Source organism: Streptomyces sp. HNM0574, from assembly GCF_012726235.1.
Lineage (GTDB): Bacteria > Actinomycetota > Actinomycetes > Streptomycetales > Streptomycetaceae > Streptomyces.
In genome coordinates, this window is the sequence record NZ_JAASAH010000004.1 from 264,157 (window position 1) to 283,852 (window position 19,696).

Sequence of the window (19,696 nt, forward strand, 5' to 3'; positions counted from 1 at the left end):
CCGGATCGCGCCTCCGCGGCGGGGGACGGTTCCCCAACTCCCCGGGGAACGGTGACGCGAGGGCCGCTCGGCAGGAAGAATGCGTTCCGAGTGGCAGCACGGGACGACAACGGGGCAGGGCCGAGGAGGGCCGGGTGACGACCTTTGACGAGCGAGCGGACCTGAGGGATCTGAGCAGGACGGCGGATCGGGTCCGCGGCTCGGTCGAGACGGTGATCGAGGGCAAGCCCGAGGTGGTGCAGCTCTCGCTGACCGTGCTGCTGGCCGAGGGGCACCTGCTGATCGAGGACGTCCCCGGCGTCGGCAAGACCATGCTGGCCAAGGCGCTGGCCCGGTCGATCGACTGCAGCGTGCGGCGCATCCAGTTCACCCCCGACCTGCTGCCCTCGGACATCACCGGCGTGAGCGTCTACGACCAGCAGCGCAGGGAGTTCGAGTTCAAGCCGGGCGCGGTCTTCGCGCAGATCGTGATCGGTGACGAGATCAACCGCGCCTCGCCCAAGACCCAGTCCGCGCTGCTGGAGTCGATGGAGGAGCGGCAGGTCACGATCGACGGGCACACCTACGAGCTGCCCGAGCCGTTCATGGTCGTCGCCACCCAGAACCCGGTCGAGATGGAGGGCACCTACCCGCTCCCCGAGGCCCAGCGCGACCGCTTCATGGCCCGCGTCTCCATCGGCTACCCGAGCCCGGAGGCCGAGCTGGAGATGCTCGACGTGCACGGCGGCGCCTCCCCGCTCGACGGCCTGAACCCGGTGACGCACGCGCACGAGATCGGCCGGCTGGTCGAGGCGGTGCGCGGCGTGCACGTCGCGGAGGGGGTGCGCAGGTACGCGGTCGACCTGGTCGCGGCCACCCGCGCGCACGCGGAGCTGCGCCTGGGCGCCTCCCCGCGCGCGACGCTGCACCTGCTGCGCGCCGCCCGCGCCGCCGCGGCCCTGGCCGGACGGGACTTCGCGCTGCCGGACGACGCGCAGGCGCTGGCCGTCCCCGTGCTGGCGCACCGGCTGCTGCCCACGGCGCAGGCCCAGCTGAACCGGCGGACGTCGGAGCAGATCGTCGCCGAGATCGTGCGCAGCGTGCCCGTGCCCGACCCGTACGGGCAGCGGCGCGCCCGGAGCCACTGATGGCCGGCGGCCCCGGCCCGGCCGAGGCCCCCGCGTCCGGGCCCGCGCGCGACGGTCTGCGCGGCGCGCTGGGCGGGCTGACCACGCGCGGCCGCTCGTTCCTCGCCGCCGGGGTGGCGGCCGCGGTCTGCGCGTACGTGCTGGGGCAGACGGATCTGCTGCGGGTCGGGCTGCTGCTGGCGGCGCTGCCGCTGGTGTGCGTCCTGGTGCTGCACCGCACCCGGCACCGGGTCGCCGGTTCGCGCGGCCTCTCCCCCGGCCGGGTGCCGGCGGGCGCGGAGTCCCGGGTCCGGCTGAGCGTGGAGAACGTCTCGCGGCTGCCGACCGGGCTGCTGATGCTCCAGGACCGGGTGCCGTACGTGCTGGGGCCGCGCCCGCGGTTCATGGTGGACCGGATCGAGCCGGGCGGGCGCCGCGAGGTGTCCTACCGGGTGCGCTCCGACCTGCGCGGACGGTACCCGCTGGGCCCGCTGGAGCTACGGCTCACCGACCCGTTCGGGATGTGCGAGATGACCCGCGCCTTCAGCCCGCAGGACGCGCTCACCGTCGTCCCCCGCACCGAGTCGCTGCCCCCGGTACGCCTGCCGGGCGGAAGCGCGGGCCACGGCGACGGACGGCAGGGCGCCCCGTCCCTCGCCGGTGACGACGACGTCATCCCCCGCGGCTACCGGCGCGGGGACGACCTGCGCCGGGTGCACTGGCGGTCCACGGCGCGGCACGGCGAGCTGATGGTCCGTCGCGAGGAGCAGCCCCGGCAGGCCCGCTGCACGCTGCTGCTGGACACCCGGCGCGTGGCGTACGCGGGCTCGGGGCCCGGCTCGCCCTTCGAGTGGGCCGTCTCGGGCGCCGCCTCCGTCGCGCTGCACCTGCACGAGCGCGGCTACGCCGTGCGGCTGATGACGGAGGCGGGCCCGGCCGTGCCGGGCCCCGAGGGCGGGCTGCTCGCCGGGAGCGGCGCGGACGCCGCCGGGCTCCTGCTGGACACCCTCGCCGCCGTCGAGCACTCCGCCGAGCCCGGCCTGGAACGCGCCGTCGACCTGCTCCGCCACGGCGCGGGCGGCCCCGGCGAGACGGGCCCGCTGCTCGCGTTCCTCGGCACCCTCGACGAGGCACAGGCCACCGCGCTGGCCGGGCTCCGGCACCGCACGGGCCACGCCGTCGCCTTCGTCGCGGGGCTGCCGGACGCCGAGGGCCCGCCGTACGCCACCGGGGGCCCGGGCGGCGGGAGTTCGCCGGTGGACGCGACGGCGGCGCCGGCCCACCGGACCCTGCGCGAGGCGGGCTGGACGGTCCTGGCCGGCGGGCCCGGGCGGCCGCTCGGTGACCTGTGGCGGCACATCGGCGACCCGACCCTGGAGGGCCTGCGGTGACCACCGGACGCACCCGACTCGCCTGCTTCGCGGCGCTGGCCACCCTGGCCTCCGCCTGCGCCCTGCTGCCGCTGGCCGACCCGGCGTGGTGGCTGCTCCAGGCCGCCGCGCTGGTCGTCGTGCAGGCCGGGGCCGGCGTCGCGCTGCGCCGGGCCTCCGCGCCGCCGCCGGTGGTGCCCCTCGTCCAGGCCGTGCTCTCGCTGCTGCTGCTCACGGTGCTCTTCGCCCGGGACGCGGCCGTCGCGGGGCTGCTGCCCGGGCCCGACGCGCTCGCGGAGTTCAGCAGCCTGCTGGCGCAGGGCGGCCAGGACGTGGGCCGCTTCGCCATACCGGCCCCGGCCACGGACGGCATCCGGCTGATGCTCGTCGGCGGCGTGCTGCTGATCGGGCTGCTCGTGGACGTCCTCGCCGTGACCTTCCGCAGCGCGGCACCCGCCGGGCTGCCGCTGCTGGCGCTGTACTCGGTGGCCGCCGGACTCGGCCGGCACGACGGCACCCGCTGGCTGTGGTTCCTGTGCGCCGCCGTGGGCTACCTGCTGCTCCTCCTCGCCGAGGGGCGGGAACGCACCGCCGGCTGGGGCCAGTTCTTCGCCGCTCCCCGGGACGCGGCGCCGCACTCCCCGCCGCCCGGCGGCCCCTGGCGGCGTACCGGCCGCGGCCCCGGCACGGCCCCGCTGCGGACGGGGCAGCGGATCGGCGTCCTCACGCTGGGCATCGCGCTGGCCGTGCCCGCCGTGCTGCCCTCGCTGGGCGACGGGCTGCTCGGGCCGCCCGGCGAGAGCTCGGGCAAGCAGCAGGACGGCGGCACGGTGTCGGCGGTGAACCCGCTGGTGGCGCTCCAGGACAGCCTCAACCAGCCGGCCGACCGCACCGCGCTCACGTACACCACGGACGCCGAGGACACCCGGGAGATGTATCTGCGGATCGTCGCCCTGGACCGCTTCGACGGCTCCGCCTGGAAGCCCTCCGAGCGCCGCATCGACTCCGTACCGAGCCCGCTGCCGCCGGCCCCGGGGCTGGCGCGGGACGTGGAGCGGCGGAAGGTGCGCAGCACCGTCGTCACCGCCGACTGGTACGCGCAGAACTGGCTGCCCCTCCCGTACCCCGCCACCGACGTACGGATCGGCGGGCGCTGGCGGTTCGAGCCCGAGGGCCGCACCCTCGTCGGCGACCGGGGGCAGACGACGCGGGGCGCGCGGTACCAGGTGGAGAGCCTCCAGGTGTCCCCCACGGCCGAGCAGTTGCGCGAGGCGCCGGAGCCCCCGCGGCAGTTGCGCGAGGAGTACACGCGGGTGCCCGAGTCGCTGCCCTCGGTCGTCCGCGAGCGGGCGCTCCAGGTCACCCGGGGCGCGCGGGACGACTACGAGCGCGCGGTGAAGCTCCAGGACTGGTTCACCACCGAAGGCGGCTTCACCTACGACACCCAGGTACGCGCGGGCAGCGGCTCGGCCGCGATCGTCAACTTCCTGGAGCAGAAGGAGGGTTTCTGCGTCCACTTCGCGTTCTCCATGGCCGCGATGGCCAGGACCCTCGACATCCCGGCCCGCGTCGCCGTCGGCTTCACCCCCGGTACGGCACGCGGCGACGGCACCATGGACGTCGGCCTGAAGGACGCGCACGCCTGGCCCGAGCTGTACTTCGAGGGCGTCGGCTGGACCCGCTTCGAGCCCACCCCCACCCGGGGCACCACCCCCGAGTACGCGGCGCCGCAGCTCCCCGACCCGGGCGACACCCCGCAGGAGCAGCTGCCCGACCGGGACTCCGCCTCCGACCCGGCGCCCGAACCGGAACAGCCCGACACCTGCGCCTCCGACGACTCCACCGACCCGTCCTGCGGCCAGGCCGCGTCCGGCGGCGGCGGAGACTCCGGCTTCCCGCTCGGCTCCGTCCTCGCGGGCTCGGGCGCGGTCCTGCTGGTCACCGGCGGTGCGCTGCTGCCGATGCTGTGGCGGCGGCGGGCCCGCACCCGCCGCCTGCGCCGCGCCGCCTCCGCTCCACCGGGGCCGGGCGAGGCGGCGACCGGCGCCGTACTGGCCGCCTGGCGCGAGCTGCTCGACACGGGCTGGGACCACGGCGTCGCCCCCGACGGTTCGGCGACCCCGCGGGCCGCCGCCGACCGCCTCGTCCGCGTCGGCGAGCTGGCCCCCGGCCCGGCCGAGGCCGTGCACCGGGTCGCCCTCGCCGTCGAACAGACGCTGTACGCCCCCCACCCGCGCCCCGCACCCGGCATCGCGGACGACGTACGCCTCGCGCACGCGGGCCTGCGCGCCGCCGCCCCGCGCCGCCTGCGGGTACGGGCCGTGCTGCTGCCGAACTCGGCGGTCCGACTGCTGTGGTCCGCGGCCGGCCACTGGGCCCGGGCCGGCGACCGCGCCTCCTCGGCCCTGGCCGCCTGCGCCGCGAAACTCCGCCGCGCGACGAACCGCCACCCGCGCGAGAACACCTGAAAACCCGTCCCCTCCCCCTACGGAAAACGGGTGTGGGGCCGCTCTCCGCGAAGGAGAGCGGCCCCACACCCGTTCCCGGCCGGAGCCGGGGAAAGCTGTCCTGCCCGTGGGGCTGGTCCTGGCTGGGGCCGGTGTCCGGCCCGGGCCCGTGCACGGCCCGGTCGGACGGCCCCGGTGGCGGGGCCGGCGGGTTCACCGTACGGCGGAGGGGCGGCTCAGCGGCCCTGGCCCTCGTCCCGGCGGCGCTGCCACCGCTGCTCGATCCTGTCCATCATCGAACGGCGTGACCGGGCCTGACGGCGGGCCTGCGGAGTGCTGCCTCCGCCGCCTGCCCGTGCTCCGCCCGGCGGAGCACCTTGGCCCTGGCCTTGTCCCTGGCCCTGCTGCTCGCCGTTGCGGGGGGCCTTGCGCCAGCCGGTCACCGCCAGTACGGCGCATCCGAGCATGACGAGGAAGCCCACGACGCTGACCCAGATGATTTCCTGGATGACCATCCCAGCCATGAGCAGGGCGATACCCACAAGGAAGCCGGCGATCGCCTGGTAGACCCGCTTGCGGGTGTACCTGCGCAGCTCGCTTCCCTCGAGCGCTGTCGCGAACTTGGGATCTTCGGCGTACAGCGCTCGCTCCATCTGCTCGAGCATCCGCTGCTCGTGCTCAGAGAGCGGCACGGAGTCCTCCTACTCGTCGGTCGCGGGGGCGACCGGATGCGACCCTTCAAGGATAGGCAGGGAATCGCCCCCGTGAAACCCGCCCCTCTACGCCAGTTCCTCCCACCAGGACCCGGATGCCGGACGGCGGCACGGGTCACGCAATGCGTGCATTCCCCTGCCGTCATTCCGCCATGCCGGACGGTGTTCCTCGATCATACGGCGGGTGGCGACCGTCCGGGTCGGCTCGTCCGACTCCGCTCCGGGAAGAGTGCGCTGGTCAGTGATCCTTCTGCGGGGTTCCGGCCGTCTCCGCCAGTACGTGCAGCTGGCTGGCGACCGCCTGGAACGCGGGGGACTCGGCCGCCGCCGCCTCCAGCCGCGCCAGCGCCTCCTGGGCGTCCGGCTCGGTGTCGACGAGGGCGCCGGGCACCAGGTCGGAGAAGACGCGTACGCCGTGCAGCGCCGCGATCTCCAGACCGGTGGCGCCGACGAGCGCGCGCAGCTGCTCGGCGGTGAAGCGGCGGGGCATCGGGTCGCTCTCGCCCCAGCGCCCGTCGTCGGAGCCGAGCGCGGTGCGGGCCTCGGTGAAGTGGCCGGCCAGCGCGCGGCCGAGGACGGCGCCGCCGAGCCCGGCGGCGAGGAGGCTGAGGGTGCCGCCCTCGGGGCGGAGCGCGTCGACGACGTTGCGCAGGCCCTCGGCCGGGTCGTCGACGTACTCCAGGACGCCGTGGCACAGGACCGCGTCGTACCCGCCGCGCTCGACCACGTCGAACAGGCCGCTCGCGTCCCCCTGCACGCCGCGGACCTGGCCCGCGAGCCCGGCCTCGGCGGCCCGGCGCTCCAGGCCGAAGAGGGCGTTCGGGCTCGGGTCGACCACGGTGACGCGGTGGCCGAGGCGGGCGACGGGGACGGCGAAGTTCCCCGTGCCGCCGCCGGTGTCGAGGATCTCCAGGGTGTCGCGGCCCGAGGTCTTCACCCGCCGTTCGAGAGCGCCTTGCAGTACCTCCCGGACCACGGCTGTACGGAGAGTTGCGCTGGGGCGGGACATAGCAGGGTGCTCCTCGGCGGCTTCTGGTACGGACAGCCCCAACCCTATTGCCTCCCCGCGACGGGCGCTCCGGGCCGGTACCCGGCACGCCGGGTCACCCCGCGCGACGGCGCCCCGGCCTCCCGTACGCGTCCGCCGGGGGCTCCTCGTCGGCGGGGGCGACGCGGGGCTGGGGCAGGGCGGGCTGGGTGACCAGCGTCCGCTCGACGAGCCGCAGGAACACCTCGGCCGCGTGCAGCAGTTCCGCGGCCTCGCGCGCTCCGGCGGCGCCGGGTATCCCGGCCTCGGCGCGGGCCCTGCGGTCGGCGCCGGAGGCGAACAGGGCGCTCCACTCCGCGAGTTCGGGCGCGACCTCGGTCAGCACCTCCCACACCGGGCGGATGCCGGGCCTGCGGCGTCGGCCCCGGCCGCGCGCGGGGGACGTGCGCGCGGCGAGGACGGCGGCCGCGGTGCGCAGGGCGGCGAGGTGGGCGGTGGCGTACCGCTCGTTGGGGTCCGTCAGCCGGGCGGCCTCGTCGAGCCCGTGCTGGGCCTGGGCGAGCAGGCCGGGCACCGGGGAGGACCCGTGTGCCTCGGCGGCCCGGCGGAGGACGGGGTGGACGTCGCCCCGGCCGTGGGGCGTCGCGGGTGTGCTTCGGGAACCGTGCATGAGAACCAACCTCCGGTCGTTGTCCGGCAGTTGCGCTGATGCGGCCGTCCGATGCGGCTGTCGGTACCCATCGTGCGGGAGGCCACTGACAATCGCGCCGGCCTGCGCCGATGCGCGGGAAGCGGAGGTGGGGGCCGGGTGCCGGAGCACCGGAGACCGTGAGGCATACTTTGAACTGACCGGTCAGTTCAAAGAAGGGGAGGAGCCATGGCCGACGAAGACGGCTCCCAGGGCCAGGGGGAGAGCCCGGGGGCGGACCCGGCGGCGAAGGACGGCACACAGGCCGCGGACGGCGGCAGCGGACAGCGCACAGGGGTCTCCCTCTCCGCCGAGGGCTTCGGGATGGACGGCCCGCGCGGCGCGATCTTCCGCGACATCGGCTTCGAGCTCCCCGCGGGCGGGCTCGGCGCCATCGTGGGCCCGTCGGGCAGCGGCCGTACGTGCCTGCTGCTCGCGCTCACCGGGCGGATGAAGGCGACCGCGGGCGAGGTCCGCGTGGGGCGCAGCCGGCTGCCCAAGCAGATGGCGGCCGTGCGCCGGATCAGCGCGCTGGGGCCGGTGCCGGACGTCACCGACCTCGACCCGTCGCTGAGCGTCGCCGAGCATCTGCGCGAACGCGTCCTGCTGGAGCAGCGGTTCGGGGACTCGCTGCGCGGTCTGTTCCGTCCGCGCAAGGAGCGCGCGGCCGCCCGCAAGGCCCGGCTGGACGGGGCGCTTGAGGCCACCGGGCTCTCGCTCGACGCGCTGCCGAAGGGCGAGCGCACCCGCGTACGGGACCTGGAGCGGATGGAGTCGCTGCGGCTGGGGCTGGCGCTCGCGCTGATCAGCGAGCCGCGGCTGATCGCCGTGGACGACACCGACATCAAGCTCTCGGAGGAGGAGCGCGAGGAGGCGTGGGCGCTGCTGCGCTCGCTGGCCGCGGCCGGCACGACCGTCCTCGCCGTGTGCACCCGCGCCCCCGAGGACGCGCTCGTCATCCGCACCGGCGGCGCGGAAGCGAAGCCCGCGACGGCCACGAAGACCGCGAACACCGAGGTGAAGGGAGAGTCCGCTGATGCGCTCGCCTAGGCTCGCCGCGCTGGAGCTGAAGCGCTTCGGACGGGGCAAGCTCCCCCGCGCCGCGATGGCGGCGATGCTGCTGCTGCCGCTGCTGTACGGCGCGCTGTACCTGTGGTCCTTCTGGGACCCGTACGACCGGCTGGACAAGATCCCGGTCGCGCTCGTGAACGAGGACAAGGGCACGCAGGTCGACGGCGAGAAGCTGGCGGCGGGCGACTCGATCGTCAAGGCACTGCACGACAGCGACACCTTCGACTGGCAGGAGACCGGCGCGGGCGACGCGCGCAAGGGCGTCGAGGACGGCAGCTACTACCTGTCGCTGACGATCCCCTCGGACTTCAGCGAGCGGGTCGCGTCCAGTTCGGGTGACAGCCCCGAGACGGGCGCGCTCCAGGTGAAGTCGAACGACTCCAGCAACTACATCGTCGGGCAGATATCCCGCAGCGTCTTCTCCGAGGTCCGCGCGGCGGCGTCGAGCAAGACGTCCCGCTCGTTCTTCGACAAGATGTTCGTCTCGTTCTCGACCCTCCACGGCAAGACCACGGAGGCCGCCGAGGGCGCGGGCGATCTGGAGAAGGGCGCCGGTGACCTGGAGAAGGGCGTCGGCGAGGCGAAGGACGGCGCGGGCCGGCTGAAGGACGGGCTCGGCGACGCCAAGAACGGCAGCGGCGACCTGAAGAGCGGCACCTCCCAGCTGGCCAACGGGGCCGGCGAGCTGCACGACGGCGCCAAGCAGGTGTCCGACGGCACGCAGAAGATCGCCGACATGGTCAACGGCGTCTCGAAGGACCTGCGTCCGACGGTCTCCGAGCACGAGCAGGACATCGCCACGGCGGCCCGTGACGTCTCCCGCGTCAGCAAGACCATGCAGGACAACCTGGAGCACCTGCCCACGGCGGCGAAGGTGTCGCAGACCGGGGCGCGCGGCGCGTACAAGACGCTGAACACGCTCTACACGGCGCAGTGCGAGGGCAAGCTCTCCCTGGAGGAGTCCTGCCCCGAGCTGAAGAAGGCCGTCGAGGCCGCGGAGACCACGCAGCAGGTCGCCGAGGACCTGAACGCGCTGATCCAGCGGGAGAAGGCGGCCGACAACCTGGCCACCCTCGACAAGGACCTCGACAAGCTCCAGAAGCACGCCGACGCCCTCGCCGAGCGCGCCCCGAACCTCACCGAGGACCTGGACGCGGCCGTGAAGGACGTCAACCGGCTCAACAAGGGCGCCCACCAGGTCGCCACGGGCGCGGGCCAGCTGCACACCGGCCTCGTCAGCGCCCAGAGCGGCGCCTCCGAGCTGGACTCGGGTCTGGGTGAACTCTCCGCCGGCGCCAAGTCGTTGGACGGCGGTCTGTACAAGCTCGCGGACGGTTCCGGCAAGCTCACCGACGGTTCGGGCAAGCTCTCCGAGGGTCTGAAGGACGGGGCGGAGCAGATCCCGGACTACGACAAGGACGAGCGCGAGGACCGCACCGGCGTGATGGCCGACCCGATCGACCTGAACTCCGACAAGGTGCACGCGGCGCCCAACTACGGGACGGGCTTCGCCCCGTACTTCATCCCGCTCTCCCTCTGGGTCGGCGCGATGGTCGCGTACATGCTGCTCCAGCCGCTCAACAAGCGCGCCCTCGCCTCCGGCGCTCCCGCCTGGCGGATCGCGCTGGCCGCGTGGCTGCCGGTCGCCGCGATCGGGGTGCTCCAGGTCGGTGCGCTGCTCAGCGTGCTGCACTGGGGGCTCGGGCTCGAAATGGCGCGCGGCGCGGGCACGGTGGGCTTCCTGGTCCTGGTGACGGTCTGCTTCACGTCGATCATCCAGTTCCTCAACGCCCGCTTCGGCCCGGCCGGACGCATCCTCGTCCTGGCGATGCTGATGCTCCAGCTGACCTCGGCCGGGGGCACGTACCCGATCCAGACCAGCCCGGGCTTCTTCAACGCGCTGCACCCGTATCTGCCGATGACCTACGTCGTCGAGGGGCTGCGGCACCTGATCACGGGCGGTGACCTGTGGACGGTGTGGCGGGCATGCCTGGTGCTGCTGGCGTTCACGGTGGGCTCGCTGCTGCTGACCGCGTTCACCGCGCGGCAGAAGCAGGTGTGGTCGATCAACCGGCTGCACCCGGAGATCTCGCTGTGACCGGCGGCCCCGGCGTGACCGGTTCCCGGACTCCGGCGGTGACCACCGTGCGCGGCGGCACCGCCGGGGCAGGGACAATCGACGCCATGACGAGCGGCACTCCTCAGCGGAGCGACAGGGACGACGCGGACGCCACGACCGACGGGCACGGCGCGATGCCGGACGCCGGCACCGCGGCGGGCGCCCGCCCGCGCCGCGCCCGTACCACCGCCACCCGGCAGAAGCTGTTCCAGGCGGCGGTCACGCTCATCGCCGAGCAGGGCTTCTCCTCCACCACGGTGGAGGAGATCGCCGAGCACGCCGGGGTCGCCAAGGGCACGGTCTACTACAACTTCGCGAGCAAGACCGAGCTCTTCGAGGAACTGCTGAAGCACGGCGTCGAGATGCTCACCGCCGACCTGCTGCGCGCCGCCGACGAGACGGCGGCGGCGGGCGGCGGGCGGGTGGACGCGCTGGACGCGATGGTCCACTCCGGCCTGGTCTTCATCGACCGGTACCCGTCCTTCACGCAGCTGTACGTCGCCGAGCTGTGGCGCACCAACCGGGCGTGGAACTCGACGCTGATGGTCGTGCGCGAGAAGGCGGTCGCCGTCGTGGAGACGGTGCTGCGCGAGGGCGTCGCCGAGGGCGAACTGAGCGACGAGATCGACATCAAGCTGACCGCCGCCGCGCTGGTCGGCATGGTGCTCGTCGCCGCGCTCGACTGGAAGGCGTTCCAGCCGGAACGCTCCCTGGACGACGTGCACGCCTCGCTCTCCCTGCTGTTGCAGGGCCGCGTCGGCGGCACACCCCGCCGGGAGACGCGCGCGGACTGACGGGCGCGGGCGCCTGCCGACCGGCGTACGCGGTACGCGAGTTCGGCAGGCGCCCGGACGCGAACGAAAGGGGCGGTGTGCTTCCCCGTGGCCCCCGGCGACTGCCGGCCGGCCCCGGGAGCGGCACACCGCCCCTTTCGTTTCCCCCGTTCCCCCGTGTTCCCCCGTGGGTTCCCCCGTTCCCCCGTACGACCGACGTGGACTCCCCCGAGTCCTCGTCGGCCCCCCGGGTTCCCCCGTGGTCGTTCCCCCGACCCCCGTCGGTCCCCCCGCGGATCCCCCGTGATCCCCGTTCCCCCCGAGGGCGCCTTCGCGGCCCCCTCACCCCCGTGGAGGGGGCCGCCGCGCCGTTCCGCCGCCCCGTGCCGGCGGTGCGGCGCCGCGCCCCGTTTCCGTGTCCCACACTCTGCCGTCCCGGGAGGGTGCCGGCCTATCCGCTGCGCTACTCAACCGGCGATCTAGGTAGCGGTACTCACGCCTGCGCACCCGACCCCACGGGAGCGCCCCCGCGCGGCCGCCCCGGCCCGCCGCCGCTCCCCCGCCGCCGGATAAAGTCGCTCCTCATGGCACGTATTGCGGTGATCGGCGCCGGCATGGGCGCGATGGCGGCGGCCGCCCGGCTGGCCGTGGCGGGACACCAGGTGACGGTGTACGAACGGGGCTCCACCCACGGCGGCGGAGTGGGCCGCTACGCACGCGAGGGCTTCGCCTTCGACACCGGGCCCGGCCTGCTCCCGCTGCCCGCCGTGTACCGCGACCTGTTCGTGAAGACCGGCCGCGAGCCGCTGGAGAAGTGCGTCGAGCTGGTCCAGGCGGACCCGGCGGCCGAGCACGTCTTCGCCGACGGCACCCGCGTCCGGCTGCCCAACTCTTCCCGCGCGGGCGTCATTTCGGCGCTCGACTCCGCGCTCGGCGAGGGCGCGGGCGCCCGCTGGACGGACCTGCTCACCCGCGCCCGCGAGGGCTGGGACGCCACCCGCCGCCCGCTGCTGGAGGAGCCGCTCACCACCGCGCCGGATGCCCAGGCCCCGCCCCGGCTGGCCCGGGACCCGTATCCGGCGCTGCGCCGGAAGGGCCTGCTCCGCCGCCGTACGCCCACGCTCGCCGAGGCCGCGGCCGACGAACTGCGCGACCCGCGCCTCGTCGCCCTCCTGGAGAGCTACGCGTACGCCTACGGGCTCGACCCGGCGACGGCCCCCGCCGGAGCCGCCGTCCTGCCGTACATGGAGCACACCTTCGGCACCTGGTACGTACGCGGCGGCATGCGCGCGCTCGCGGACGCGCTGCACCGGCGCTGCGAGGAGCGCCGCGTCGCGTTCCGCTTCGGCACCGAGGTGCTGCGCGTTCTGGAGCGGGACGGCCGGGCCGTGGGCGTCGAGACGTCCGAGGGGGCGCGGGAGGCCGACGCCGTGGTCGCGGGCGTCCCGCCGCACGCCCTGCCCGGCGCGGCGGACGGCTCCGGACCCGACGTCGTGACGAGGGCGGGCGAGGACGGCACCGCGCGCGCCCGGCTGACGGTGCTGCTCGCGCTGCGCGGCGCGCACCCCGAGGGCACCGCGCACCGCACCGTCGTGCACCGCGCGGACGCGCCCCCGCTCACCGTGCTGCGCCCCGACGATCCCGCGCTGCGCCCGGACGACGCGCACGCCACCGCCGTCCTGTCCGTCCCCGTCCCGGCCGCCGAGGCCCGGAACCCGGAGTACGGGGCCGCCGCCGACGGGCTGCTCGCCGCGGCCGACGCGGCCGGGCTGGAGCTGGGCCCACGGGTGCTGTGGCGCGAGATCCGCACCCCGGCCGACAACGCGGCCGAGACCGGCGCCCGCGACGGGCTCGTCCCCGCCCCCGCGCTCGCCGGCGCCGGGCCCGGCGGCCGTCCCGCGCGCACGCCCAACACCGCGCCGCTGGACGGGCTTTACCTGGTGGGCGGCTGGGCGCACCCCGGCGGCGGGCTGGCGCACGCGGGCATGTCCGGGGCGATGGCCGCCGGGCTCATCGTGGAGGGCAAGGGCTGGCGCGGCTCGCAGTAGCCGCGCGGGCGGTCAGTAGCCGCGCTGCTCCTCGGGGCGGACGCCGGGCGCGGCCGGGTCGTAGCCCTGCGCCGCGCCGTACGTCTCGGCGCCGTAGTACTGCTGCTCCGGCGGGAAGGGCGCGTTCGGGTCGCGCTGCTGCGGGAACCAGAGCCCGTCGCCCGCACCGCCCTGGGTGGCGAACTGCCCGTCGTAGGACCCGTCGTAGCCGTAGGGGCCGGGCTGCTCGCCGTACGGGCTGCCGTAGCCGTCCGCCGCGTACTGCTGAGGTGCCGGGTTCCCGGTCAGCGGGTCGTAGCCGGGCGGGTCGTAGGTCAGCGGGTCGTAGCCCGAGGTGTCGTACCCGTCCGGTGCCGGGTAGCCGGGGGCGTTCGTCCAGCCCGTGTCGTAGCCGCCGGGGGCCGCGTAGCCGTCGGGGCCCGCGTAGGAGCCGCTGCCGTCGTAGGCGATGTACGGGTCGGAGTAGGCGGCGTACGACTGCTGGCCCTGGAAGCCGTCCTGCGCGGGGTGGCCGTAACCGTCGTAGCCCTGCGCCGGGTAGGCGGTCTGGTCCTCGGGGGCGTAGCCGCCGCCGAAGAGGTCGGCCTGGGGCTGGCGGTCGTAGTGGCCGTAGGCCGGGTACTGGTCCGTCTCGTCGGGCAGCGGGCCCGGCTGGAAGACGGACGGCTCGGCCAGCACGTCCTCGTCGGGCCGCTGCCCGGGCAGGTCGGACGGGCCGAAGCCCGGGCTGCCGTAGGCGGGGATCTCGAAGGTGCCGGTGTCGAAGCCGCCGGCGGCCGGGGCCTCGGCGGGTGCGGCACCCGGCGCCTCCGCCTCCAGGCCGGAGACCTGGAGCGTCGGCTCGGCCTCGGGGGCGCGTTCGCGACGCCCGCGACGGCCGGCGCCCGGCTTCCCGGTCAGCGCCCAGCCGTTCACGAATCCCCGCCGGTGGGAGAGCGTCACATAGGTCTGTCCTGTGGCGAAGGCGGCGATCCCGATCCCGATCACGACGACCGAGGGGATCACCGCCCCCGCCACCACTCCGGCGAATCCGGCGAAGGCGAGCAGCCGCCACCGCAGCCGCGCCTTGTACTGCAGCAGGACTTCTGCCAGCAGCCACAAGGCGACGACGCCAAAGGCGATGTAGAGGACCGTCCAGCCCATGTCCGCCCCTCTTTCCGCTGCCGCGGCCGGTCAGCGCTCGCTCAGGACCGCTTGTTCAGTCCCAGGTTCTCGTGGATCTCGAGCGTCGCCGTGGAGTGGTTGAGCGTAATGAAGTGGAGTCCGGGGACGTCCTCGGCCATCAGCTTCGTGCAGAGTTCCGTGGCGCACTCGATCCCGACCGAGCGTACAGCCGCCGGGTCGTCTTCGACTGCGCGGAGACGGTCCAACATGTCTTGCGGAATGGTCGCGTTGCTGAGCTGAGCAAACCGCTCGATCTGCCGCACGCTGGTGACGGGCATGATCTCGGGGATGATCGGCGTTTCGCAACCCGCGGCCGCCACGCTGTCCCGCAGCCGGAAGTAGTCCTCGGCGCGGAAGAACATCTGCGTGATCGCGTAGTCGGCACCGGCTTTGCACTTGTTGACGAAGTGCCGGACGTCGGTGTCCCAGTCGTCGGACCGGGGGTGCATCTCCGGGAACGCCGCGACGCCGACGCTGAAGTCGCCCGACTCCTTGAGCAGCTCGACGAGGTCGGCCGCGTACAGGAGCCCGTCGGGGTGCTTGACCCACTCGCCCATCGGGTCGCCGGGCGGGTCGCCGCGGACCGCGAGCACGTTGCGGATGCCCGCGTCGAGGTACTGCCCGATGACGTTGCGCAGCTCGCTGCGCGAGTGGTTCACCGCGGTGAGGTGGGCGACGGGGGTGAGGGTCGTCTCCGAGGTGATCCGCTCCGTGTTGCGGACCGTGCCCTCGCGGGAGGAGCCCCCCGCGCCGTAGGTGACGGAGACGAACGTCGGTGAGACGGCCTCGATGCGCCGCAGTGCGTCCCAGAGCGTGCGTTCACCCTTCTCGGTCTTCGGCGCGAAGAATTCGAAGGAGTAGGACTTCTCCCCGGTCGCGAGGAGCTCACGTACGGTCGGCGTGCGGTCTGTCCTGGTAGCTGAGATACCAATGGCCATACGGGCAGGCTAGTCCCATCGGGCCATGGCTGGTCGAGAGCGGGGGTGTTACGTGCCCATCCGTCCGCTTCCGTTCCGCAGGTTGTCCACTTCGTGGACGTCAGGGGGCTGGTTCGGCACGCTCCCGGAGCCGCTCGGCGAGCCGGGCCGCGGCCTTCGCCGGGTCCTTCGCGGCCGTGATCGCGCGAACGACGACGACCCGGCGCGCTCCCGCGTCGAGCACCTCGTCGAGGTTGTCCTCGTCGATTCCGCCGATCGCGAACCACGGACGCTCGGGCGCCCGCGCCGCCGCGTACCGGACGAGGGACAGGCCGGGCGCGTGCCGCCCCGGCTTCGTCGGGGTGGGCCAGCAGGGGCCGGTGCAGAAGTAGTCGGTGCCGGGCTCGGCGATCGCGGCGTCGACCTCGGCCTCGGCGTGGGTGGAGCGGCCGATCAGCGGCGCCTCGCCGAGCAGCGCGCGGGCCGCGGGGACGGGCAGATCGCCCTGGCCGAGATGCAGCACGTCGGCACCGGCCGCGTGCGCCACGTCGGCGCGGTCGTTGACGGCGAGGAGCTTGCCGTGCCGGCGGCACGCCTCGGCGAGGACGGCGAGGTGCTCCAGCTCCTGGGCCGCCTCCATGCCCTTGTCCCGCAGCTGCACGATGTCGACGCCGGAGCCGAGCACCGCGTCCAGGAACTCGGGCAGGTCGCCCTGCTCCCTGCGGGCGTCGGTGCACAGGTACAGCCGCGCGTCGGCGAGCTGTCGGCGGGCGGTGGCGGTCACGAAGAGTCCCCCCGGATCGAGCCCGTACGGGCCGGGGCGCGGCGCCCCGGCCCGTGCGGGCGGTGGTGTGCTGTGTCGTCACCGGCGCGCGGGGGCGCCGGTCGGTTCGGCCGGTGTCAGACCGCGAGGGCCTGGGCGCGGCGCTTCACCTCGGTCCCGCGGTTCTCCCGCAGGGCCTGGGCCGGGGTTCCCGGCAGGCTGTCGTCCGCGGTGAACAGCCACTCCAGCATCTCCTCGTCGCTGAAGCCGTCGTCCTTGAGGAGCGTGATGGTGCCGACGAGGCCCTTCACGATCCGGCCCTCGCCGATGAAGTCGGCGGGCACCATGAGCACCCGGTTCTCCCCGCGGCGCACCGCGATCAGCTGAGCCTCCTTGACCAGCTGCCGGACACGCGTCACTTCGACGCCGAGCTTCTCGGCGACGTCGGGAAGGTTGAGCCAGGCGGGGACGAGAGCATCGGTCTTTGCGTCAATCTCGGTCACGGTCCCAAGCCTGCCATCCCGCACCGACAGTCACTAGCGCGCGGCCTTCTTCAGGCTGGTGGAGACGTCCGCCAGACGGTCCCGCTCGACCGGCGTCCCCTGCTGCATCAGCTTCCTGGCCTGCGCGAGGTCGCGCGGCCTGCCGACGGCGAGGACCGCGGTCAGGCGCTCCTCGCGCAGCCAGCACACGGCCCAGGCCGCACCCTCCGGGTCGCCGCGGCGCACCAGTTCGTCACCCGGCAGGTGATGCCCGGCGTACTGCACGAACCGGCCGAACTGCTCCGACCAGAAGTAGGGCACCGGGTCGTAGACCCGCGCCTCGGGGGTGCCGTCGGCGTAGCCCTCGGCCAGCAGGTTCGCGGCGACGGCCTGCGGGCCCTGGAGCGCGTTGTCCCAGTGGTGGACGAGCAGCCTGCGGCCGTAGCGCGCGGAGGGGAAGGAGGCGCAGTCGCCGACGGCGTAGACGTCGGGCACCGAGGCGCGCAGATGCGCGTCGGCCAGCACCGCACCGTGCTCGTCCAGCGCGACGCCGGAGCCCTCCAGCCAGCGGGTGGCGGGGCGCGAGCCGATGCCGACGACGACGGCGTCGGCGGGCAGCCGCGAACCGTCGGTGAGGAGGACGCCGCCCTCCTCGACGGAGGCGACGGCGACGCCCGTGCGCAGTTCGGCCCCGCTCTGCTCGTACCAGGCCCGCATCGGCGCGGTGACCTCGGCGGGCAGCGCGCCCGGCAGCGGCCCCTCGGCCGCCTCCACGACGGTGACGGCGCAGCCCGACTCCCGTGCGGCGGTGGCGAATTCGGCGCCGATCCACCCGGCGCCGACGACCACCACCGACTGCCGTCCGGCCAGCACCGGCCGCAGCCTGGCCGCGTCGTCCAGGGTGCGCAGCAGGTGCACCCCCGGCACGCCCTCGCTGCCGGGCAGCGTCAGCGGTTCGGCCCCGGTGGCGATGACGAGCCGGTCGTAGGGGACGGGCCCCGACTCGGTGTCGAGGAGGTGTTCCTCGGGGCGCAGGCCCGTCACGTCCCGGCCGAGCTCCAGCTCGATGCCGAGGTCGTCGAAGTCGACGTCGAAGGCCGAGCTCTCGGCCTGTCCGAGGAGTACCGCCTTGGACAGCGGCGGCCGGTCGTACGGCTGGTGCGGCTCCGCGCCGATCAGCCGGACCGGGCCGCTCCACCCCTGTGCCCGCAGTTGCACGGCCGTCTGCACCCCGGCCATGCCCGCTCCGACGACGACCACCCGCTGCCGCTTCTGACTGTCATTCACACGATCACTGTATGCCGCGGCACCCCGCGGGCACACGGGTACCGCCCTTCCCGCCCGGGCTCCCCCGTCCCCCGCGTCCCCACCGGCCCCTTACCCGGCGTGAGAGAGGCGCAGTAGGGTGGTCGGCGGCATTGGCACACCGCGTACGGCGGCCCGCGAGGGCGGCCGCGCGCGGAACGCGGGAGTCCGGACGCACCGGGCTGAGAGGGAGGCTGGCGGCCTCCGACCGTACGAACCTGATCCGGTTCACACCGGCGAAGGGAGGAGCAGGATTCTCATGCGCACCGAGCTGTCCGCACGCGCGGCCCTTCCGGACGTGACCGTCGTCGGCGGCGGCGTGATCGGCCTCGTCACCGCCTGGCGCTCCGCGCAGCGCGGGCTGCGCACCACCGTCGTCGACCCGGCTCCGGGCGGCGGCGCCGCACAGGTCGCTGCCGGGATGCTCGCCGCGGTCACCGAACTCCACTACGGCGAGGAGACCCTGCTCGGCCTCAACCTCGCCTCCGCCGAGCGTTATCCATCGTTCGTCGCGGAGCTGGAGGAGGCCACCGGGCTCACGACGGGCTACCGCCGCTGCGGCACGCTCGCGGTCGCCTTCGACGCCGACGACCGGGCCTTCCTGCGCGAGCTGCACGCGTTGCAGCAGCGCTGCGGCCTGGAGTCCGCGTGGCTGACGGGCCGGGAGAGCCGCCGCCTGGAGCCGATGCTCGCGCCGTCCGTCCGCGGCGGCCTGCGGGTGGACGGCGACCACCAGACCGACCCGCGCCGCCTGACCGCCGCGCTGCTGGCCGCCTGCGAGCGGGCCGGCGTCGGCTTCGAACGGGCCACCGCGGTACGGGTGCTGAGCGACGGCGGACGCGCGTTGGGCGTCGCCCTCGACGACGGCCGCACCCTGAGCTCGGGGCAGACGGTCCTGGCCGCGGGCTCGTTCAGCGGCCGGATCGAGGGGCTGCCGCCGGAGCTCCTGCCGCCGGTGCGCCCGGTGAAGGGGCAGGTGCTGCGGCTGCGGATGCCGTCGGGCACGGCGGCGGAGAAGTACGGCCCGTTCCTCTCCCGTACGGTCCGCGCCGTGGTGCGCGGCCGGCCGGTGTACCTGGTGCCGCGCGCCGACGGCGAGCTGGTGATCGGCGCCACCACCGAGGAGATGGGCTGGGACACGACCGTGACGGCCGGCGGGGTCTACGAACTCCTGCGGGACGCGCACGCGTTGGTGCCCGGGCTCACCGAGCTCCCGCTGGCCGAGAGCCGCGCGGGCCTCCGTCCCGGCTCGCCCGACAACGCCCCCCTGCTGGGCCCCACCGCCCTGCCGGACCTGCACCTGGCCACCGGCCACTTCCGCAACGGCATCCTGCTCACCCCCGCCACCGGCGACATCCTGGCCGAGGTCCTCACCACGGGCGAACTGCCGGAGCGGGCGCGGGCCTTCCGGCCGGGGCGGTTCACGCCGGGCGGTTCCGCGGCACCGCCTCACCCAGTCCTCGCACCACCGGAATCCACGGAGCTGCCGGTATGACCTCTCTGTCCTCCGCCCCCGAAACCCCCGAGCCCCACGCCACGCTGGACGTCTCCGTGAACGGGGAGGTGCGCCGCGTTCCGGCCGGGGTCACGCTCGACCGGCTCGTCGCCACGTTGAGCACGGCGCCGTCCGGGGTGGCCGCCGCGGTCAACGAGGCCGTGGTGCCGCGTGGCCAGTGGGCCGGGCTGCGGCTGGCCGAGGGCGACCGGGTCGAGGTGCTGACCGCGGTGCAGGGAGGCTGAGC

At 74.8% G+C, this 19,696-nt stretch carries 17 protein-coding genes and 1 riboswitch; of the genes, 9 read left to right on the plus strand and 8 right to left on the minus strand.

Features of this window, described 5'->3' with window-relative positions; genetic code table 11:
• The first annotated feature begins 134 nt into the window (after positions 1-134).
• The 3 genes from HCC30_RS10200 to HCC30_RS10210 are packed head-to-tail and all read left to right on the plus strand — an operon-like array spanning position 135 to position 4,944.
• A complete protein-coding gene (locus HCC30_RS10200; RefSeq protein ID WP_169442099.1) occupies positions 135-1,127 on the plus strand; it encodes an AAA family ATPase in 993 nt (330 codons plus the stop codon).
• The gene (locus HCC30_RS10205) at positions 1,127-2,497 is read left to right on the plus strand and encodes a DUF58 domain-containing protein (protein ID WP_169442100.1); all 1,371 of its coding nucleotides are present in this window, start codon (positions 1,127-1,129) and stop codon (positions 2,495-2,497) included. Before HCC30_RS10200 ends, HCC30_RS10205 begins: the two co-directional genes overlap by 1 nt.
• Complete coding sequence (locus HCC30_RS10210; protein ID WP_346776569.1) at positions 2,494-4,944, plus strand: DUF3488 and transglutaminase-like domain-containing protein; 2,451 nt, start codon at positions 2,494-2,496, stop codon at positions 4,942-4,944. The genes HCC30_RS10205 and HCC30_RS10210 overlap by 4 nt, the downstream gene beginning before the upstream one ends.
• 215 nt (positions 4,945-5,159) lie before the next feature.
• Here the strand turns inward: HCC30_RS10210 and HCC30_RS10215 are convergent, their stop codons facing one another.
• The 3 genes from HCC30_RS10215 to HCC30_RS10225 form a co-directional block, all read right to left on the minus strand.
• Complete coding sequence (locus tag HCC30_RS10215; RefSeq protein WP_169442101.1) at positions 5,160-5,615, minus strand: DUF3040 domain-containing protein; 456 nt, start codon at positions 5,613-5,615, stop codon at positions 5,160-5,162.
• 259 nt (positions 5,616-5,874) lie between these two features.
• The gene (locus tag HCC30_RS10220) at positions 5,875-6,645 is read right to left on the minus strand and encodes a methyltransferase (RefSeq protein WP_169442102.1); all 771 of its coding nucleotides are present in this window, start codon (positions 6,643-6,645) and stop codon (positions 5,875-5,877) included.
• Positions 6,646-6,739: 94 nt separating this feature from the next.
• Positions 6,740-7,294, minus strand: coding sequence for an SAV_6107 family HEPN domain-containing protein (locus HCC30_RS10225; protein WP_169442103.1), 555 nt, complete (start codon positions 7,292-7,294; stop codon positions 6,740-6,742).
• Between the two features lie 342 nt (positions 7,295-7,636).
• On the opposite strand from HCC30_RS10225, the gene HCC30_RS10230 reads away from it, so the two are divergent.
• The 4 genes from HCC30_RS10230 to HCC30_RS10245 all read left to right on the plus strand — a co-directional run bounded on the left by HCC30_RS10230 (position 7,637) and on the right by HCC30_RS10245 (position 13,323).
• Entirely contained in the window at positions 7,637-8,362 is a 726-nt protein-coding gene (locus tag HCC30_RS10230) for an ATP-binding cassette domain-containing protein (RefSeq protein ID WP_240979487.1), read from the plus strand.
• Positions 8,349-10,481, plus strand: a complete 2,133-nt coding sequence (locus HCC30_RS10235; RefSeq protein WP_169442105.1) for a YhgE/Pip domain-containing protein — start codon at positions 8,349-8,351, stop codon at positions 10,479-10,481. The genes HCC30_RS10230 and HCC30_RS10235 overlap by 14 nt, the downstream gene beginning before the upstream one ends.
• 155 nt (positions 10,482-10,636) lie before the next feature.
• Positions 10,637-11,296 carry a TetR/AcrR family transcriptional regulator gene (locus HCC30_RS10240; RefSeq protein WP_169442261.1) on the plus strand — a complete coding sequence of 220 codons (660 nt, stop codon included), beginning with the start codon at positions 10,637-10,639 and terminating at the stop codon, positions 11,294-11,296.
• Positions 11,297-11,859: 563 nt separating this feature from the next.
• Entirely contained in the window at positions 11,860-13,323 is a 1,464-nt protein-coding gene (locus tag HCC30_RS10245) for an NAD(P)/FAD-dependent oxidoreductase (protein ID WP_169442106.1), read from the plus strand.
• Between the two features lie 12 nt (positions 13,324-13,335).
• On the opposite strand, the gene HCC30_RS10250 is transcribed toward HCC30_RS10245, so the two are convergent.
• From HCC30_RS10250 to HCC30_RS10270, 5 genes are all read right to left on the minus strand, one after another.
• The gene (locus HCC30_RS10250) at positions 13,336-14,466 is read right to left on the minus strand and encodes a hypothetical protein (RefSeq protein ID WP_206323609.1); all 1,131 of its coding nucleotides are present in this window, start codon (positions 14,464-14,466) and stop codon (positions 13,336-13,338) included.
• 41 nt (positions 14,467-14,507) lie between these two features.
• Entirely contained in the window at positions 14,508-15,425 is a 918-nt protein-coding gene (gene metF / locus HCC30_RS10255; RefSeq protein WP_169442107.1) for a methylenetetrahydrofolate reductase [NAD(P)H], read from the minus strand.
• Positions 15,426-15,525: 100 nt separating this feature from the next.
• On the minus strand, positions 15,526-16,188 hold the full coding sequence (thiE, locus tag HCC30_RS10260; protein ID WP_169442108.1) for a thiamine phosphate synthase: 663 nt from the start codon (positions 16,186-16,188) through the stop codon (positions 15,526-15,528).
• Positions 16,189-16,304: 116 nt separating this feature from the next.
• On the minus strand, positions 16,305-16,670 hold the full coding sequence (locus HCC30_RS10265) for an Rv2175c family DNA-binding protein (RefSeq protein ID WP_169442109.1): 366 nt from the start codon (positions 16,668-16,670) through the stop codon (positions 16,305-16,307).
• Between the two features lie 33 nt (positions 16,671-16,703).
• Positions 16,704-17,888 carry an FAD-dependent oxidoreductase gene (locus HCC30_RS10270; protein WP_206323656.1) on the minus strand — a complete coding sequence of 395 codons (1,185 nt, stop codon included), beginning with the start codon at positions 17,886-17,888 and terminating at the stop codon, positions 16,704-16,706.
• 216 nt (positions 17,889-18,104) lie between these two features.
• Positions 18,105-18,216: riboswitch (TPP riboswitch) on the plus strand.
• Here HCC30_RS10270 and thiO point away from each other — a divergent pair.
• The gene (gene thiO / locus HCC30_RS10275; RefSeq protein ID WP_169442111.1) at positions 18,214-19,449 is read left to right on the plus strand and encodes a glycine oxidase ThiO; all 1,236 of its coding nucleotides are present in this window, start codon (positions 18,214-18,216) and stop codon (positions 19,447-19,449) included. Its footprint overlaps the riboswitch before it by 3 nt.
• Positions 19,446-19,694 carry a sulfur carrier protein ThiS gene (gene thiS, locus HCC30_RS10280; RefSeq protein WP_169442112.1) on the plus strand — a complete coding sequence of 83 codons (249 nt, stop codon included), beginning with the start codon at positions 19,446-19,448 and terminating at the stop codon, positions 19,692-19,694. The genes thiO and thiS overlap by 4 nt, the downstream gene beginning before the upstream one ends.
• Positions 19,695-19,696 lie beyond the last annotated feature (2 nt).

Excerpts from the sequence above, each read along its gene's own strand:
- HCC30_RS10205 (WP_169442100.1), top strand. The coding sequence starts at position 1,127 with ATGGCCGGCGGCCCCGGCCCGGCCGAGGCCCCCGCGTCCGGGCCCGCG.
- HCC30_RS10220 (WP_169442102.1), bottom strand. The coding sequence starts at position 6,645 with ATGTCCCGCCCCAGCGCAACTCTCCGTACAGCCGTGGTCCGGGAGGTA.
- HCC30_RS10225 (WP_169442103.1), bottom strand. The coding sequence starts at position 7,294 with ATGCACGGTTCCCGAAGCACACCCGCGACGCCCCACGGCCGGGGCGAC.
- HCC30_RS10230 (WP_240979487.1), top strand. The coding sequence starts at position 7,637 with ATGGACGGCCCGCGCGGCGCGATCTTCCGCGACATCGGCTTCGAGCTC.
- HCC30_RS10235 (WP_169442105.1), top strand. The coding sequence starts at position 8,349 with ATGCGCTCGCCTAGGCTCGCCGCGCTGGAGCTGAAGCGCTTCGGACGG.
- HCC30_RS10240 (WP_169442261.1), top strand. The coding sequence starts at position 10,637 with ATGCCGGACGCCGGCACCGCGGCGGGCGCCCGCCCGCGCCGCGCCCGT.
- HCC30_RS10245 (WP_169442106.1), top strand. The coding sequence starts at position 11,860 with ATGGCACGTATTGCGGTGATCGGCGCCGGCATGGGCGCGATGGCGGCG.
- HCC30_RS10250 (WP_206323609.1), bottom strand. The coding sequence starts at position 14,466 with ATGGGCTGGACGGTCCTCTACATCGCCTTTGGCGTCGTCGCCTTGTGG.
- metF (WP_169442107.1), bottom strand. The coding sequence starts at position 15,425 with ATGGCCATTGGTATCTCAGCTACCAGGACAGACCGCACGCCGACCGTA.
- HCC30_RS10270 (WP_206323656.1), bottom strand. The coding sequence starts at position 17,888 with ATGGCCGGGGTGCAGACGGCCGTGCAACTGCGGGCACAGGGGTGGAGC.
- thiO (WP_169442111.1), top strand. The coding sequence starts at position 18,214 with ATGCGCACCGAGCTGTCCGCACGCGCGGCCCTTCCGGACGTGACCGTC.
- thiS (WP_169442112.1), top strand. The coding sequence starts at position 19,446 with ATGACCTCTCTGTCCTCCGCCCCCGAAACCCCCGAGCCCCACGCCACG.